The organism is Sphaerisporangium perillae (assembly GCF_023276435.1).
GTDB classification, from domain to species: Bacteria; Actinomycetota; Actinomycetes; order Streptosporangiales; family Streptosporangiaceae; genus Sphaerisporangium; species Sphaerisporangium perillae.
Genome location: NZ_JALLPO010000040.1, coordinates 37,588 through 52,846, shown reverse-complemented (window position 1 = coordinate 52,846; position 15,259 = coordinate 37,588). Strand labels below are relative to the sequence as shown.

Sequence of the window (15,259 nt, the reverse complement as noted above, 5' to 3'; positions counted from 1 at the left end):
GTGTCCGGCAACGTGCACCGGGTCGTCCGTTGTTGCCCGGCGTCGGTGAACATTGCTGGAGATACCGTGCCGGAGCCGGTGAGCGTTGCTGGACTCTGCATCAGAGCCGGTGAAGGCTGCTGGACACCGCATCAGAGAAGGAGGGCGTGATGGGCGCCTTACGCCGTTCCATCCGGGTCGCCAATGCCTCGGGGTTCTACGGGGACAGGGCCACCGCGTTCGCCGAGATGGTCACCGGTGGGGATGTCGACGTGGTCACCGGCGACTACCTGGCCGAAGTGACCATGCTGGTCCTGGCCAAGGGACGGGCACGCGATCCCGAGGCGGGATACGCGGCCAGTTTCCCGGCCCAGATCGGCCCGGTGCTGGGAACCGTCCTCGAACGCGGCATCAAGGTAGTGGTGAACGCCGGCGGCCTCAACCCGCGCGGGCTGGCCGACCGTCTCATCGTGCAGGCCCACGCCGCAGGCCTGGAACCACGTGTGGCGTGCGTGGTCGGCGACGACCTGCTGGGACGGCTCGGCGCGCTCCAGGACGGCGGCCACCTGCTGGCACACGCCGAGCACGGTGACCCGCTCGCCGGCTCCGGGCTGTCGCCGCTCACCGCGAACGCCTACCTCGGCGCGTGGGGCATCGTCCGCGCCCTGGAGGCGGGCGCCGACATCGTGGTCTGCGGCCGGGTGACCGACGCGGCGCTCACCGTCGGCCCGGCGGCGTGGTGGCATGGCTGGGCCCACGACGACTGGGACCGGCTCGCCGGCGCCGTCGCCGCGGGGCACGTGATCGAATGCGGCGCGCAGGCCACCGGCGGCAACTACTCCTCGTTCCTGGAGATCGACGATCTGACCCATCCCGGCTTCCCCATCGCCGAGGTCGCCGCCGACGGCGGCGCGGTTATCACCAAGCACGCGGGCACCGGGGGAGCGGTGACGGTCGGGACGGTCACCGCGCAGCTCGTGTACGAGATCCAGGGCACCCGTTACCTGAACCCCGACGTCACGACCCTGCTGGACACCCTGACCTTGCGGCAGGCGGGCCCCGACCGCGTTGAGATCACCGGAGCGCGCGGCACGCCCCCGCCCCCGTTCACCAAGGTGGCCATCACCGGCCTCGGCGGATTCGAGAACGAGATCACGCTCGTGCTGACCGGCCGCCACATCGACGAGAAGGCCGCGCTCATCGAGCGCACCGTGCAGGACGGGCTCGAGAAGTCCTGTTCGGTCACCTTCCAGCGCATCGGCACGGCGGGGCAGGACGCCGCCGGCCAGAACGCGGCCTCCTGCCTGCTGCGCATCGCCGTCAAGGGGCCGGAGGAGAAGAAGGTGGGGCGCGCGTTCTCCGGCCTGGTCGTGGGGCTCGCCCTCGGCAGCTACCCGGGCTTCTACGCCACCGGCACCCCACAGGGCGCCCGCAGCTATGGCAGGTACTGGCCGACGACCATCCCGATCACCGAGGTCCACCACCAGGTGGTCCTGCCCGACGGCACCGTGGAGGCCATCCCATGGCCCCCCACCGCCGCCCCCGACAACGAACCCGGGACCGAACCCGGGACCGAACCCGGCACCGAGCCCGGTACCGAGCCCGGTACCGAGCCCGGTACCGAGCCGGGGAAGGAGTCCGGCAACGGGCCCGTCCCCGAACCGGATGCCACGGTCGTGCGGCTGCCGCTTGGTGTGGTGGCCGACGCGCGCTCCGGTGACAAGGGGGGCAACGCCAACCTCGGCCTGTGGACGCGGGATGACGAGGCGTACGCCTGGCTGCGCGGCGCGCTCACCACGGACCGGCTGCGCGAGCTGCTCCCCGAGGCCGCGGCCCTGGCGATCGACCGCTACGAACTGCCCAACCTGCGCGCGCTCAACTTCGTCGTCCATGGCCTGCTGGGCGAGGGCGCGACGGCGACCAGCCGCTTCGACGCCCAGGCCAAGGCCCTCGGCGAGTTCATCCTCTCCCGCCACGTCGACGTCCCCGCGTCCCTGGCACAAAGGGGATCGGGAGGCGCGCCTGATCGGTGATGTCGCCCCGAGAGCCGTCGCCATTCCACCCCACGGCGTCGCCGTGCCGAGCGCCGGCCATGCGGCTCCGGCCGCCCGCGTGGCGTTCGGCCGCCCGGCCTGGACCGGATCCACCAAGGTCGCCGCCGAGCTCCGCAGCACGGGCTCCCAGGTCGCCTACCGCGTCTACGACGGCCTGGAGCACGACACTTACGGAGCCGCGACCGGCATCGACGACTGGCTTGATCCTCGTCTCAGCACCGAGGACGCGGACATGGCCCACCCGGCACCCATGCCGGTGGTGGGCCAGTGGTGCCCACCCGAGCATTTACCCGCATTCACCACGCGAAGGCGCGGCACCACCGGCCGATCAGGGCACCCTCAGGTGACTGGGACACTGACCAGGCACCACCTGATCTCGGATAAGGAGGCAGGACCAGATCCACTACGACCACCCCCAGGGCGAAAGGACACGATGCAACCCCTCCTAGGGCGTAGGGCGTGTCCTGTGTGTGGATCATTAGACCGGTTCGTAGCGAGCGAGCGAATCCTCCTCGGCTCGACGGTCATCGTGGCTCGAAACTGATTTGCGGTTCGCGGCCGGGCGGCCCAGGCTGGCAGCCGTGCTGATCAGAAAAGCGACGTCGCATGACTGGCCCCTGATGTGGTCGTTCATGGTGGGCATCGTGCGGGCGGGCGAGACGTTCTCGTGGGACCGCGGTACCACCGAGTCCCAGGCCAGGCAGATGTGGTTCCCGGAGCCGCCGGGCCATACCTTCGTCGCGGTGGACGTGGACGGAACCGTGGTCGGCACCGCGAACAGCGTCCGCAATCACCGCGGCGGCGCAGCGCATATTTCCAGCGCGAGCTTCATGGTCGATCCGGCTTACTCGGGCCGGGGTGTGGGCCGGGCGCTCGGCGAACATGTGCTGGAGCAGGCGCGCAAAGACGGCTTTCGAGCGATGCAGTTCAATGCTGTCGTGGAGACCAACACCCGTGCGGTCTCCCTGTGGAGGTCACTGGGCTTCGAGGTGATGACCACCCTTCCGGAGGGCTTTCACCATCCGGTCCATGGCTACGTCGGACTGCACATCATGTATCGACAGCTCTGAGTCACCACCAGTCTCCCGGAAACATCTGCTGGGCCGTCGCCTCCTGCGTGGGGGGCGTGCTCCGGTGTTGCTGGTGGTGCCCCATCTTCACTGGTGGTGCCCTGCCTTCATCTGCTGGGTGGAGTCGATTGCTCGGGTGGGCACCACTGGTTCACCACCGGCATGGGTGCCGGGTGGGCCGTAGTCCATGTCCTCGGTGCTGTAGCGGGCACTCAGCGAGTTGCTCGGGCCGGTGCCCGATGTCACCGTGTGGGCGTGCCGGCAGCAAGGAGCTACGGGACATTATCCGTGGGAGCACACGCTGGGTGATCAGCCGGGCGGCATCCACTTCCTCCGCATCGCGAGGTCGGCTGAATCAGATCAGCCCCGGCAAGGAGAGCTCCCTTAGGATCAGCCCACGGCGAGCGTCACGACACGAACACGGCGGGCGTCCGGATGCCTCCGATGCCTTTCCGTGCAGTGCGCGTGGCCACCCCCTCCTGTATTGCCGGAACGGAGTCTCCGTGTGGATGCCCTGAAGAAGATCACCGCTGTGTTCGTGTCGCTCGTGGTGCATGGGATCACTCTCATGTTCATCGTCTTAGGCGCTTCGATCATCTACCGAAGTCCGGGTTTCCTGCTGGCCTGGGCGGTCGGCGGCCTGCTCATCGCGATCGGTGCGCTGCTGTTTCCCCGCCCGCGCCGGCTGCCCGCCGATGCCGAGGTGCTGGCACGCTCTTCGGCCCCGGAGTTGTACGGTGTCGCGCGGCGCGTGGCGGAGGCCGTCCGCGCACGCCCGCCGGCGGCGGTGGCGGTCAGGGACCTGGAGGTGGCGAGTGAATACGTTCGCGTGGGCTGGCGGCTCAGGCCCGTCCTCGTCGTCGGACTGCCCCTCTGGCTGGTGCTGTCGGCGAGACAGCGGGTGGTGCTGCTGGCCCGGACGTACACCAAGAAGGACGATCACGGGCTGCTGATGAGCGGAGCGCTGTGGACGCTGGCGCAGTGGCGCGAGTCGCTGATGTCCGGTGGTGGGCCGCTGGAACTGCGGGAGGAGGCGCACAATCGCCTCGTGATCTCCCTGGGTGCGGAGGCGCCGCGCGGGAGCTACCAGGCCGCCGGCACTCTCGGCCGGGTGGTCGGCTACGTGCTGGGCTGGCCGGCGCTGTTGCTGGAACGGGCGCTGCTCTGGCTCGCCCGCCCGGGTGACGGCCGGGACGTTCAGGCGGGGCCGGCGCCGCTCGAGGGTGTCGCCACGGAGGCGGAGGCGGCCCGGTTGACCGAACTCATCGAAGGAAGGCGCTTCCTGGCCCCCGTGCAGGCGGCGGCACTGCGGGGGGCGACCATCTCGGAGATCCGTGAATCGACGCTGGCCCGCGCGGGCGACCTCGACGAGCGCGCCGCCACCGCCCGTCAGGGTGAGCGCCTGTTGGATCCCGCGTCGTCGGCGGCCATCGACGAGGAACTGTCCGCCCACTACGCCCGAGCGGTACGCGGCTTCGGCCTGATCTCCTGATGGCCGACGCTGATCTCGTGATGGCCGGACGGTGATCTCGGCGTGGATCTCGGGTAGGTCACATCCCGTTGAGGATCCTCGCCTTGGCCGCCTCGAACTCGGTCGGCGTCAGCGTGCCGTCGTCCAGCAGGTCACGGAGCTTCCGCAGCCGGGCGATGGGATCCTCGCCGTCCGCGGGCGAGCCGTGCGTCCCGCCAGGGGTGAACGGCCGCCCCCGTGCCACGATCACCCGGCCGCCGAACATCACGGCCGGGTCGAACGGCGCCGCCCCGGGCTCGCGGGCCGGGTAGGCGGCGCCGGCCGCGGCACGCTTGCCCGTCACCTCCGGCGCAGGTCCGAACCCCTTGAACGTGCCGAGGAAGAAGCTGAGGAGCCCGCCGATGATCGAGCCCGGCAGCACCCAGGCCCATTTCTCCGTGCCGGGCGGACACTGCCGTACGGAGACGTAGTTGCCGCCTGAAGCGCAGCTACCGCCACGGATCAGCTGATACAGCGCATAGAACGCGAACCCCAGGCAGACCAGGGAGATCAGCGCACCGATGAATACCCGGATACGGTAGGCCACAGCCCCGAACCGTACTGCAACGGCACATCGCCCGCTACGTGCTGAGATACGACGTGTTCCAGCTCGATTCCCGGCTTTCAGCCGCGGCCGCCCGAGCTCCCCGCCCCGCACGCCCTCTCCGCCTCGTACGCCGTTCCCCACCACGCACGCCGTTCCCCGCCCCCGCAGTCGGCCGGTCCGCCGAGGGCCTGTGGTCGGCGGGCTCGAAAACCGGAGGTGTGGAGATCGACGCCTCTGTTACCGTTGCCCACATGAAGCGCGCTGGTTTGACGACGACGCCGGAGAGTGTCCCGGCGCGCTGACAGATGTTCTCAGTCCGAAGCCCCGGGGCGAGTGCCCCGGGGCTTCGCCGTGTGGTCACTCGCCCCGTAGTCCGCGAGGAGACCACGATGCACGATCACCGCAAGCTCGGCCGCGAGCTCGAGCTGTTCGACACCGACCCGCTGATCGGCGCGGGGCTGCCGTACTGGCTGCCCGACGGCGCGGTGGTGCGGCACGCCCTGGAGGAGTACATCCGCGACGCCGAGCGCCGGGCCGGCTACCGGCACGTGTACTCGCCCGTGCTGGGCAAGCGGGAACTGTACGAGATCTCCGGGCACTGGTCCCACTACAGCGACGACATGTTCCCCCCGATGGATCTCGGGGGAGAGCAGGTCGTCCTGCGGCCGAGCCTGTGCCCGCACCATGCCCTGATCTACCGCTCCCGCTCCCACAGCTACCGGGAGCTGCCCCTGCGGATGGCCGAGCTCGGAGGCATGTACCGCTCCGAGCTGTCCGGAGTGCTCGGCGGGCTGACCCGGGTACGGGCGATCCAGCTGAACGACGCGCACATCTTCTGCACCTTGGACCAGGCCGCAGGCGAGGCGCGGGCGGCCCTTGAGCTGATCCGGCGGGCCTATGGCGCTCTCGGCATCCGCTCGGCCCGCTACCGGCTCTCCCTGCCGGGGCCGGGCGGGAAGTACGTCGCCGGCCCTGAGATGTGGCGGCGGGCCGCCGCCCTGCTGACCGAGGTCCTCGACGCGTCCGGCGTCGAGTACGAGGCCGCCGAAGGCGAGGCGGCGTTCTACGGCCCCAAGATCGACGTCCAGATCGCCGACAGTGCCGGCCGTGAGGCCACCTTGTCCACCGTCCAAGTCGACTTCCACCAGCCGGAGCGGTTCGGCCTGCACTACATCGGCCCCGACGGCGCCAAGCATCGGCCGGTCATGGTCCACCGCAGCATCATCGGCAGCGTGGAGCGGGCCGTCGCCCACCTCATCGAACTGCACGGCGGCGCCTTCCCCGCCTGGCTCGCCCCCACCCAGGTGGTGGTCCTGCCGGTCTCCGACGACGAACTGCCGCAGGCCGCCGCCCTCGTAGGACGATGCGCCGCCCAAGGGCTGCGCGCCGAGATCGCCGGGCCGGAGCACGGCACCCTGGGCGCCCGCGTGCGGGCCGCCCGGCTCGTGCCCTACCAGGCGGTGATCGGCGCCAAGGAGGCCGCCGGCGACCAGGTCGCCTTGCGCCTGCGCGACGGGCGCCGCCTGGACGCCGTGCCCGCCGCCGAGCTCCTGACCCGCGTCCGCGCTCTGGTCGACGCACACAGCACCGACCTGTGGGACACACCGTGAGGTGACCGCCGGGCGGCGGGGTCAGAGTTTCCGGTACTCCCTGGCTTCCTGGGCGGCGATGAGGACGGTCGCGAGCGTGGCCCCGGTGCCGGCGAGGACGGCGGCGGAGATGGCGCCCTCGACGAAGGGGACGTCGGCGATGACGATCGAATCCGGCTGCTCGAACAGGCGGGCGGTGAGCACCGAGCTGCCCAGGTCGGGGATGAGCACCACCCCGATCCCCTGGTCGACCTGCTCGATGGCGGCGGCCACCTTGTCGGCGCTGGTGCCGCAGCCGCCGTCGTCGGTGCCGCCGGCGGGCGCGACGTGGACGTGCGGGCCAGCGATCTGCACGGCCATGGCGGCGGCCTCCCGCGCCAGGGCTTCGCTGTGGGAGACCAGGACGATGCCGACCTGCTTTTCGGGGATGGTCATCCGGTCACCGCTCTGTCCAGGACGGTCATCCGGCCACCGCCGTCTCAGGGATGGTCATCCGGCGGCCACCGCGCGCAGGGCGGCGAAGATGAGCGCGGTGGAGGCGGCGCCCGGGTCCTTGTGCCCGATGCTCCGCTCGCCCAGGTAGCTGGCGCGTCCCTTGCGGGCCTGGAGCGGGATCGTCGCTTGCGCGCCCTCCTCGGCGGCGGCGAGGGCGGCGTCCAGTGCCTCTTCGGGCTTCATCCCGCCGTTCGCGGCGACCGCCAGCGCGCGCGTCGCGGGGGCGAGGGCGTCCACCATGGTCTTGTCGCCCTCGGCGGCCCCGCCGAGCCTGCGCACCCCGGCGAGCGCCGCCTCGAACGCGGCGGCCAGTTCGGAGAGCGTCACCTCGCCACCGCCGGCGGGTGCGGTGACGCCCTCGGCGCCCGGCGCAGTGGTGGTCCCGGCGTCCCCGGCCGGTGGGACGGCCCCGGCGTTCCCGGGCGGCGGGGCGTCCGCGGGTGGCGGGGCGGGCTGGGCGGCGGCGTTGAGGGCGGTGCCCATCTGGCGGAAGGCGGTGCCGTACAGGGGGCCGGACGCGCCGCCGACCTTGCGGATGAGCGTCGTGCCGGTGAGGGTGAGGACGTCTCCGGGGGTGCCCGCCGGCCTGGCGGCCAGGGCCTCGCGGACGGCGGCGAAGCCCCGGTCCAGGTTGGTCCCGTGGTCGGCGTCGCCGATCGCGGCGTCGAGCCGGGTCAGGTGGTCGCGATTGGCGGCGATGACCCGCGCCGTCTCCTCGATCCAGGCGGTGAAGAACTTGGCGTCCATGAGACTGTGGCTCCTGAAGGCGGCTGCGGGTCGTCCTGTCGGGGGTGTGCCTTGCTCGGAGGGGCGGGGCGGCCGCCGTCACCGGCCCCAGCGCAGGGCAGGGGTCTGCACGGGGGCGTCCCAGAGCCGGGTCAGCTCGTCGGTCAGCCGGCACACGGTCACCGAGAAGCCCTGCATGTCCAGGCTCGTGATGTAGTTTCCCACCAGGCTGCGCGTGGGTGACGCCCCCTTCTCCCGCAGGTACGCGGCGACCTCGGCGAACACCACGTACAGCTCGATGAGCGGCGTGCCGCCCATGCCGTTCACCATCACCAGCGTGTCGCCGGAGAGCGGCAGGTCGGCGTGGACGGCGTCCATGGCGATGCGCGCCAGCTCCCGTGCGGGTGCGGCCGGCGCGCGGGTCCGGCCCGGCTCGCCGTGGATGCCGATGCCCAACTCGATCTCGTTGTCGCTGAGGTCGAAGGTCGGCTTGCCCGCCGCCGGCACGGTGCACGGGGAGAGTGCCACGCCGAAGGACCTGCTGAGCGTGTTGACCTGCCCGCCGATCCTGGCCACCTCGGCCAGGGACGCCCCGGTCTCGGCGAGCGCTCCGGCGATCTTCTCCACGAAGACGGTCGCGCCGGTGCCGCGCCGCCCGGCCGTGTAGAGGGAGTCCTTGACCGCCACGTCGTCGTTGACCAGCACCGAGGTCACCTCGATGCCCTCCTCGGCGCACAGCTCGGCGGCCATCTCGAAGTTCATCACGTCGCCGGTGTAGTTCTTGACGATGTGTAGCACCCCGGCGCCGCCGTCGACGCCCTGGGTGGCCGTCATGACCTGGTCCGGCACCGGGGAGGTGAAGATCTCTCCCGGGCAGGCCGCGTCGAGCATGCCGTACCCGACGAAGCCCGCGTGCAGCGGCTCGTGGCCGGAGCCGCCGCCGGACACCAGCCCCACCTTGCCCGGCGTGGGCCCCTGCCGGCGGTACACGACCTTGTTGTCCCGATCGACCCGGAGGCCGGGGTGGGCCTCGGCCATTCCGGCGAGCGCGTCGGTCACGACGGAGTCCGCGCTGTTGATGAGCTTCTTCATGACCCAGACCTCGCCTTGCGTTGGTGGTCTCTCCGGCCAATCTCTCCCCGTTCGCGACTCCCGGCAAGCACCGTGCTCGTGCTCGTCGTCATCTCGATCTGGGGTGGCATCGGGCTTCCCGCCGTGGTCTACCCTCCACTCCGGATACGGCGCGGCGGTCGCGTACGGGCGAGCGGCCGTCGTCGCAGGTGCTCATGGTGGACGCGGCCGAGGGCCTGTCGAGCCCGCATCCTGATGCCCACGGCGCTGATATTCGCGGCGCCACTTCGTGGCCACCATGAGCTTCTCCGGCATCAAGTGAGCCACGGATGATGACGCAAGGCGGCCGGAGGGAGGAGTATCGGTCCGTACGAGCACGAGTGGGAGGCAAGAGATGTCGGTGTTGAGCAGTCTCGTCGACGGGATCCGGAACGGTGCGATCGAGGTGATCGACCTCACCGCGCCACTGAGCTCGGAGACGCCGATCCTCATGCTGCCCGAGCCGTTCGGCAACACGGTGCCCTTCCAGCTCACCGAGATCAGCCGGTACGACGACCGTGGCCCCGCCTGGTACTGGAACGACATCACCACCGGCGAGCACACCGGCACCCACTTCGACGCGCCGGTCCACTGGATCACCGGGCGCGACGGCGAGGACGTCTCCCAGGTGCCGGCCGCGCGCCTGATCGCTCCCGCCGTGGTGCTCGACTTCGCCGGGCACGCCGCGGGCGACCCCGACTTCCTGCTGGAGATCGAGCACGTCAAGGCGTGGGAGAAGGCCCACGGCCAGCTGCCCGACGGCGGCTGGGTGCTCTACCGCACCGGCTGGGACAGCCGCGCCAACGACCAGGCGGGCTTCCTCAACGCCGACGAGACCGGCCCGCACACCCCGGGCATCTCGGTGGAGTGCGCGAGGTGGCTGGCCGAGGAGACCCCGATCACCGGGCTCGGTGTGGAGACCGTCGGTACGGACGCCGGAGCCGCACACTCCTTCGATCCGGCCTTCCCCTGTCATTCTTTCCTGCTCGGCGCCGGGAAGTACGGGCTGACCCAGCTCCGCAACCTCGACCGGCTGCCCGCCACCGGGGCCGTGGTCCTCGCCCCGCCGCTTCCCATCGTGGGCGGCTCGGGCAGCCCGGTCCGCGTCCTGGCGCTCGTCGAACGATGATCGTCGCTCACGCTGTCGGCGAGGTCCTGGCGGGGCTCGGCGTGAGCACCGCCTTCGGCGTGGTCGGCAGCGGCAACTTCCACGTCACCAACGCCCTGGTGAAGCACGGCGTGCGCTTCGTCGCCGCGCGCCACGAGGGCGGCGCGGCCACCATGGCGGACGCCTACGCCCGCATGAGCGGCACCGTCGGCGTCCTCAGCGTCCACCAGGGACCGGGCCTGACCAACGCGATGACCGGGATCACCGAGGCCGCCAAGAGCCGAACGCCGCTGCTCGTCCTGGCCGCCGAGGTGCTGGAGCCGCGGTCGAACTTCCACATCGACCAGAGCGCCCTGGCCGAGGCGGTCGGCGCGGTGCCCGAGCGGGTGGAGTCGGCCGTGACCGCCGTCGCCGACACCGTACGGGCCTGGCGGCTCGCGGCGGAGGGGCGCAGGACCGTTCTGCTCAACCTCCCGCTGGGCGTGCAGGCCGAGCACGTCGAGGACGATCTCACGGTCCCGTACCTCTCACCGGGGGAGCCCGCCCTGGAGCCGTCCGCCGAAGCGGCGGCGGAGCTGGCGGGGGTGCTCGCCGGGGCGCGGCGTCCCGTCTTCGTCGCCGGGCGGGGGGCGAGGCACGCGCGACGCGAGCTCGAGACGCTCGCCGACCTCACGGGCGCCCTGCTCGCCACCTCGGCCGTCGCCCGGGGCCTGTTCACGGGCAGCCCGTGGAACCTCGACGTCAGCGGCGGGTTCGCCTCGCCGCTGACCGCCGAGCTGATCCGCGAGGCCGACGTGATCGTGGGCTGGGGCTGCTCGCTCAACATGTGGACCATGCGGCACGGCACGCTGATCGGGCCGTCCACGACGGTCGTCCAGGTCGACGTCGAGGCCGGCTCCCTGGGCGCGCACCGCCCCGTCGACCTCGGCGTCCTCGGGGACGTCGCGGCCACCGCGCGGACGGTCGCCGATCTCCTCGCCGGCTCCGGCGCCGACCGTTCCGGCGGTGGCGAGAACGGTGCGGGCGGTGGCGCGGTCCGGACGCCCGCGCTGGCGGAGCGGATCGCCCGCGAGGTCGCCTGGCGGGACGTGCCGTACACAGACGGGTCCGGCGGTGGCCGCATCGATCCCCGCACCCTGTCGATCGGCCTGGACGACCTGCTGCCGGTGGAGCGCGTCGTCGCCGTCGACTCGGGGAACTTCATGGGATACCCCTCGATGTTCCTGTCCGTCCCGGACGAGAACGGCCTCTGCTTCACCCAGGGCTTCCAGTCCATCGGGCTCGGCCTGGCCACGGCCATCGGGGCCGCGCTGGCGCGCCCCGACCGGCTGCCCGTCGCGGCGCTCGGCGACGGCGGCACGCTGATGGGCATCGCCGAGTTGGAGACCGTCGTCCGCCTGGGGCTGCCCATGGTGATCGTGGTCTACGACGACGAGGCGTACGGCGCCGAGGTGTACCACTTCGGCCCGGACGGCCACGCCCTGGACCAGGTGAGATTCCCGCCGCGCGACATCGCCGCCATCGGCCGGGGGTTCGGCTGCGCGGCGGTGACCGTCCGGGAATGTTCCGACCTGGCGGAGGTGTCGCGCTGGCTGGACGGCCCGCGCGACCGGCCACTGCTGGTGCACGCCAAGGTCACCGCCGACCGCGGCTCCTGGTGGCTGGAGGAGGCGTTCCGAGGCCACTGACCCGCTTCCCGCGACACTGATCCGCTCGCCGCCGCCTCGCAGGTTACCGATGCGTAGGTTACGGTGCAGACATGGCTGAGATCGTGTACCCCCCGGTGATCGCGACGGCGCGCGCGCTGTTCAAGGCGCTCGACCTGAGAATCGACGTGAGGGGGGCCGAGCGGGTGCCGCGAAGCGGCGGAGCGGTGCTCGTCAGCAACCACATCAGCTACCTGGACTTCATCTTCGTCGGGTACGGCGCGTTCCCCTCCCGCCGTCTCGTACGGTTCATGGCCAAGAAGGAGGTCTTCGCCAACCCGGTGTCCGGGCCGCTGATGCGGGCGATGCACCACATCCCGGTGGACCGGTCGGCGGGCGCAGGAGCCTACGGCCGGGCGGTCGCGGACCTGCGCGCCGGAGAGGTGGTCGGCGTGTTCGCCGAGGCCACCATCAGCCGGTCCTTCACCATCAAGGATCTGAAGAACGGTGCCGTCCGCATGGCGGCCACCGCCGAGGTGCCGCTGATCCCGGTCACGGTGTGGGGGACGCAGCGGATGTGGACCAAGGGCCGCCCGAAGAGGCTGACTCAGCGGCACATCCCCATCACGATCGACCTGGGCGAGCCGCTGTTCCCCAAGCCCGGCCAGGACCTCGAGGAGGTCACCGCCGGCCTGCGGACCTTGATGGCCGAACGGCTGGAGCAGGTCCAGCGCACCTACCCCGACGACGGAGAGGGCGCCTGGTGGCAGCCCGCCCACCTCGGCGGCGCCGCCCCGACCCCCGAGGAGGCCGCCGCCCTGGACGCCGCCGAACGGCGGGCCCGCCGCAAGGCATGACCCGCCGAGGCCATGCCGTACCGTGACGGTATGGAACTGATGAATGACAGAGAGTGGCGATCGTTCGCGACCGAGGGGACGCGCACGGCGAAGGTCGCGATCACGCGCGCGGACGGCAGGCCGCACGTGACCCCCGTGTGGTTCGCCCTGGACGGCGACGACCTGGTGTTCACCACCAGCGGCACCGGCCAGAAGGCCAAGAGCCTGCGCCGTGACCCCCGAGCGGCCGTGTGCGTCGATGAGGACCGGCCGCCGTACGCCTTCGTGATGCTGGAAGGCACGGTCACCCTGACCGACGAGCTGGACGACCTGATCAAGTGGGCGACCGTGCTCGGCGGGCGCTACATGGGCGCGGACCGCGCCGAGGAGTTCGGCGTGCGCAACGGCGTCCCGGGGCAGATCGTGGTGCGGCTCCACATCGCCAAGGTCATCGCCCAGCGCGACATCGCCGTCTGACGCCGGTCACTGGTGGGCCGGAGCGGCGGCCAGCGCCTCCTCGACCGTGGTGAACACCGGGATGCGGGAGGCCAGGCCGGTGATCCACAGCACCCTGGCCGCGCTGCGCTGCACCGCGACCAGCCCGAGCCACCCGCCGCCTTCCCTGGAGCGCTTCCAGCAGTTCACGAGCAGCCCCGTGGACCTGGAGTCCAGCAGGTCGAGCTGGAGCAGGTCGATGACCAGGTCGGGCCCGCAGCGGGTGAACGCCTGGTCCAGGAAGTCCTCGAGAGGCTGGCGGACGGTGTAGTCGAGGGTGCCCTTCAGCTTCAGGAGCCCGATCTCCCCATGGCGCTCTGCGGCGAACTGGGCAGAGTCGGTGGAGACGTGCAGGTCAGACATCGGGCACTCCCTCGGTGTTCGGCTTCACGTGAGCGACGAGAATGCAGGTGTCGTCGCTGGTGTTGCTGGGCACCAGGGCCTCCATGACCGCGGACAGCCGATCGGCGGGCGCTGCGCGCACCACCTCGGCGATGGTCGCCGCCAAGATGTCCAACCCCTCATAAAGATCACGACCTGGGCGTTCGATCAGACCGTCGGTGTACATCACCAACATGTCGTCGGGCTCCAGCCGTATGTTGGCGTGAGTATAGCTGGCGTCGTCGAAGACGCCGAGAAGCACTCCCGGATGCAGCACCCGCTGCACCGTGTGCCCGCGCACGAGCAGCATCGGCGGGTGGCCGGCGTGGGTGAAGGTCAGCGTCCTGTCCTCCGGCCTGTACCGGGCGACCACGGCGGTGGCCAGCACGTCGGGCCGCACGCACCGCAGCAGCCGGTTCAGCGCCACGAGAATGCGGTCGGGGTCGTGGTCGGCGAAGGCCAGCCCGGTGATCGCGTGACGCAGCTTGGCCATGGCCGAGGCGGCGGGCAGGCCGCTGCCCGCGACGTCACCGACGGCGAGCAGCACCTGGTCGTCGCTCAGCCGCATCGCCTGGTACCAGTCGCCGCCCAGCAGGGCCGTCTGGGCGGCGTCGTACCGCACGCCCACCCGCAGGCCGGGCAGGGTGAGGAGGCTCTCCTGCACCGGCATGATGATGTGCTGCAGTTCGGCGGTGAGCAGGAGCTCCTCCTCCAGCCGCCGCTGGGTGAGCGCGAGTTGGTCGTTGGCGTGCCGCCAGTGGGTGATGTCCTGCGCCACGCCGTGGACCTCGAGGGCCTGCCCGCCGGCGTCCCGGTTGGCCTCGCCGACGATGCGGAGGTGCCGCAGCCTGCCGCCGGTGTGCACCCGGACCTCGAACTCGTGGGCACCCTCGGTGCCGGTGATGGTGGCCAGCGCCTGACGGAGCAGGGGCAGGTCGTCGGCGTGCGTGATCGTGGCGTAGCCCTCCAGGTCGAGCGGCCCGTCGGCGGGGTCGCGCTCGTGGATGGCGTACATGTGCTCCGACCACTCGACCTGGCCGGTGGCCAGGTTCCAGTAGGCCCATCCCAGGTCGCCCAGACGCTCGGTGTGGGCCATCCGGGCCGCCAGCCGCGCCTCGTCGTCGTCGCGGACCCAGGCGGCGAGCAGCCCGCCGCCGACGCGCGTCGCCGTGACGGTGTAGGTCGAACGGTGGGCGACACCCTCGACCGTCTCCACGTGCACGTAGCGGGCGATCTCCTCGGGGCCGCCGGTCTCCATCGCCCGCAGGTAGCCCTCCCACAGGGAGCTTCCGGCGACCGAGGGGTAGGACGCGAGGGCGCGTACGCCGATCAGCTCCTTGCCGGTGCGGCCGTGCACGTCCCTGGCGTGCGGGCCGGCCGCCCGCACCTCGAAGTCGGTGATCCGGCCGTCCTGGTCACGGATTGGCGCGTACCAGGCCGACTGCGCGGGAATGCCGTCCAGCACGGCCTGGATGAGGGAGACCGTGCCGGTATCCGCTCCCGGGGATCCGCCCGCCGCGTCCGATGACGGGACCACGGGGGTGGAACGCAGACCGCGTTCACCGCAATCCATGAGCCATCACCACTTCCACAGGCCACGCGTCCGTACACGGAGAGGGGGTATCACCTTAGGTTGACGCCGGTCCCTTGCTGAGAACGACTCCTCACCGACCCTACCAACGGCGGATCCCTTCTCCGCCCCGCCCTCGAACA

The 15,259-nt window shown here is 71.4% G+C and carries 14 protein-coding genes; 8 read left to right on the top strand and 6 right to left on the bottom strand.

All coding sequences use genetic code 11. The features are described from left to right. The first annotated feature begins 149 nt into the window (after positions 1–149). From MYF83_RS32555 to MYF83_RS32545, 3 genes are all read left to right on the top strand, one after another. On the top strand, positions 150–2,012 hold the full coding sequence (locus tag MYF83_RS32555; protein ID WP_248964593.1) for an acyclic terpene utilization AtuA family protein: 1,863 nt from the start codon (positions 150–152) through the stop codon (positions 2,010–2,012). Between the two features lie 602 nt (positions 2,013–2,614). Beyond that, complete coding sequence (locus tag MYF83_RS32550; RefSeq protein WP_248964592.1) at positions 2,615–3,103, top strand: GNAT family N-acetyltransferase; 489 nt, start codon at positions 2,615–2,617, stop codon at positions 3,101–3,103. 505 nt (positions 3,104–3,608) lie between these two features. Then, positions 3,609–4,595: a M48 family metallopeptidase gene (locus tag MYF83_RS32545; protein ID WP_248964591.1), complete on the top strand. Its 987-nt coding sequence runs from the start codon at positions 3,609–3,611 to the stop codon at positions 4,593–4,595. Between the two features lie 58 nt (positions 4,596–4,653). Here the strand turns inward: MYF83_RS32545 and MYF83_RS44010 are convergent, their stop codons facing one another. Further along, on the bottom strand, positions 4,654–5,160 hold the full coding sequence (locus MYF83_RS44010) for an SHOCT domain-containing protein (RefSeq protein WP_248964590.1): 507 nt from the start codon (positions 5,158–5,160) through the stop codon (positions 4,654–4,656). A 353-nt stretch (positions 5,161–5,513) separates the two neighbouring features. On the opposite strand from MYF83_RS44010, the gene thrS reads away from it, so the two are divergent. Beyond that, the gene (gene thrS / locus MYF83_RS32535; protein WP_372500311.1) at positions 5,514–6,770 is read left to right on the top strand and encodes a threonine--tRNA ligase; all 1,257 of its coding nucleotides are present in this window, start codon (positions 5,514–5,516) and stop codon (positions 6,768–6,770) included. A 21-nt stretch (positions 6,771–6,791) separates the two neighbouring features. Here the strand turns inward: thrS and dhaM are convergent, their stop codons facing one another. The 3 genes from dhaM to dhaK all read right to left on the bottom strand — a co-directional run bounded on the left by dhaM (position 6,792) and on the right by dhaK (position 9,062). Then, positions 6,792–7,184 (bottom strand): dihydroxyacetone kinase phosphoryl donor subunit DhaM, encoded by a 393-nt coding sequence (gene dhaM, locus MYF83_RS32530; protein WP_248964588.1) that lies wholly within the window; start codon positions 7,182–7,184, stop codon positions 6,792–6,794. Between the two features lie 54 nt (positions 7,185–7,238). After that, complete coding sequence (locus MYF83_RS32525) at positions 7,239–7,991, bottom strand: DAK2 domain-containing protein (protein ID WP_248964587.1); 753 nt, start codon at positions 7,989–7,991, stop codon at positions 7,239–7,241. Between the two features lie 78 nt (positions 7,992–8,069). After that, complete coding sequence (dhaK, locus tag MYF83_RS32520) at positions 8,070–9,062, bottom strand: dihydroxyacetone kinase subunit DhaK (RefSeq protein ID WP_248964586.1); 993 nt, start codon at positions 9,060–9,062, stop codon at positions 8,070–8,072. 373 nt (positions 9,063–9,435) lie between these two features. Here dhaK and MYF83_RS32515 point away from each other — a divergent pair, with 373 nt between their 5' ends. The 4 genes from MYF83_RS32515 to MYF83_RS32500 all read left to right on the top strand — a co-directional run bounded on the left by MYF83_RS32515 (position 9,436) and on the right by MYF83_RS32500 (position 13,147). Further along, positions 9,436–10,209, top strand: a complete 774-nt coding sequence (locus tag MYF83_RS32515) for a cyclase family protein (RefSeq protein WP_248964585.1) — start codon at positions 9,436–9,438, stop codon at positions 10,207–10,209. Beyond that, positions 10,206–11,876: a thiamine pyrophosphate-binding protein gene (locus tag MYF83_RS32510; RefSeq protein WP_248964584.1), complete on the top strand. Its 1,671-nt coding sequence runs from the start codon at positions 10,206–10,208 to the stop codon at positions 11,874–11,876. The genes MYF83_RS32515 and MYF83_RS32510 overlap by 4 nt, the downstream gene beginning before the upstream one ends. 71 nt (positions 11,877–11,947) lie before the next feature. After that, positions 11,948–12,691: a lysophospholipid acyltransferase family protein gene (locus MYF83_RS32505; protein ID WP_248964583.1), complete on the top strand. Its 744-nt coding sequence runs from the start codon at positions 11,948–11,950 to the stop codon at positions 12,689–12,691. A gap of 39 nt (positions 12,692–12,730) precedes the next feature. Further along, complete coding sequence (locus MYF83_RS32500) at positions 12,731–13,147, top strand: PPOX class F420-dependent oxidoreductase (RefSeq protein ID WP_308201532.1); 417 nt, start codon at positions 12,731–12,733, stop codon at positions 13,145–13,147. Positions 13,148–13,153: 6 nt separating this feature from the next. Here the strand turns inward: MYF83_RS32500 and MYF83_RS32495 are convergent, their stop codons facing one another. Together MYF83_RS32495 and MYF83_RS32490 are read right to left on the bottom strand one after the other, a co-directional pair. Next, on the bottom strand, positions 13,154–13,528 hold the full coding sequence (locus MYF83_RS32495; RefSeq protein WP_248964581.1) for an anti-sigma factor antagonist: 375 nt from the start codon (positions 13,526–13,528) through the stop codon (positions 13,154–13,156). Then, the gene (locus tag MYF83_RS32490; RefSeq protein ID WP_248964580.1) at positions 13,521–15,119 is read right to left on the bottom strand and encodes a PP2C family protein-serine/threonine phosphatase; all 1,599 of its coding nucleotides are present in this window, start codon (positions 15,117–15,119) and stop codon (positions 13,521–13,523) included. Before MYF83_RS32490 ends, MYF83_RS32495 begins: the two co-directional genes overlap by 8 nt. Positions 15,120–15,259 lie beyond the last annotated feature (140 nt).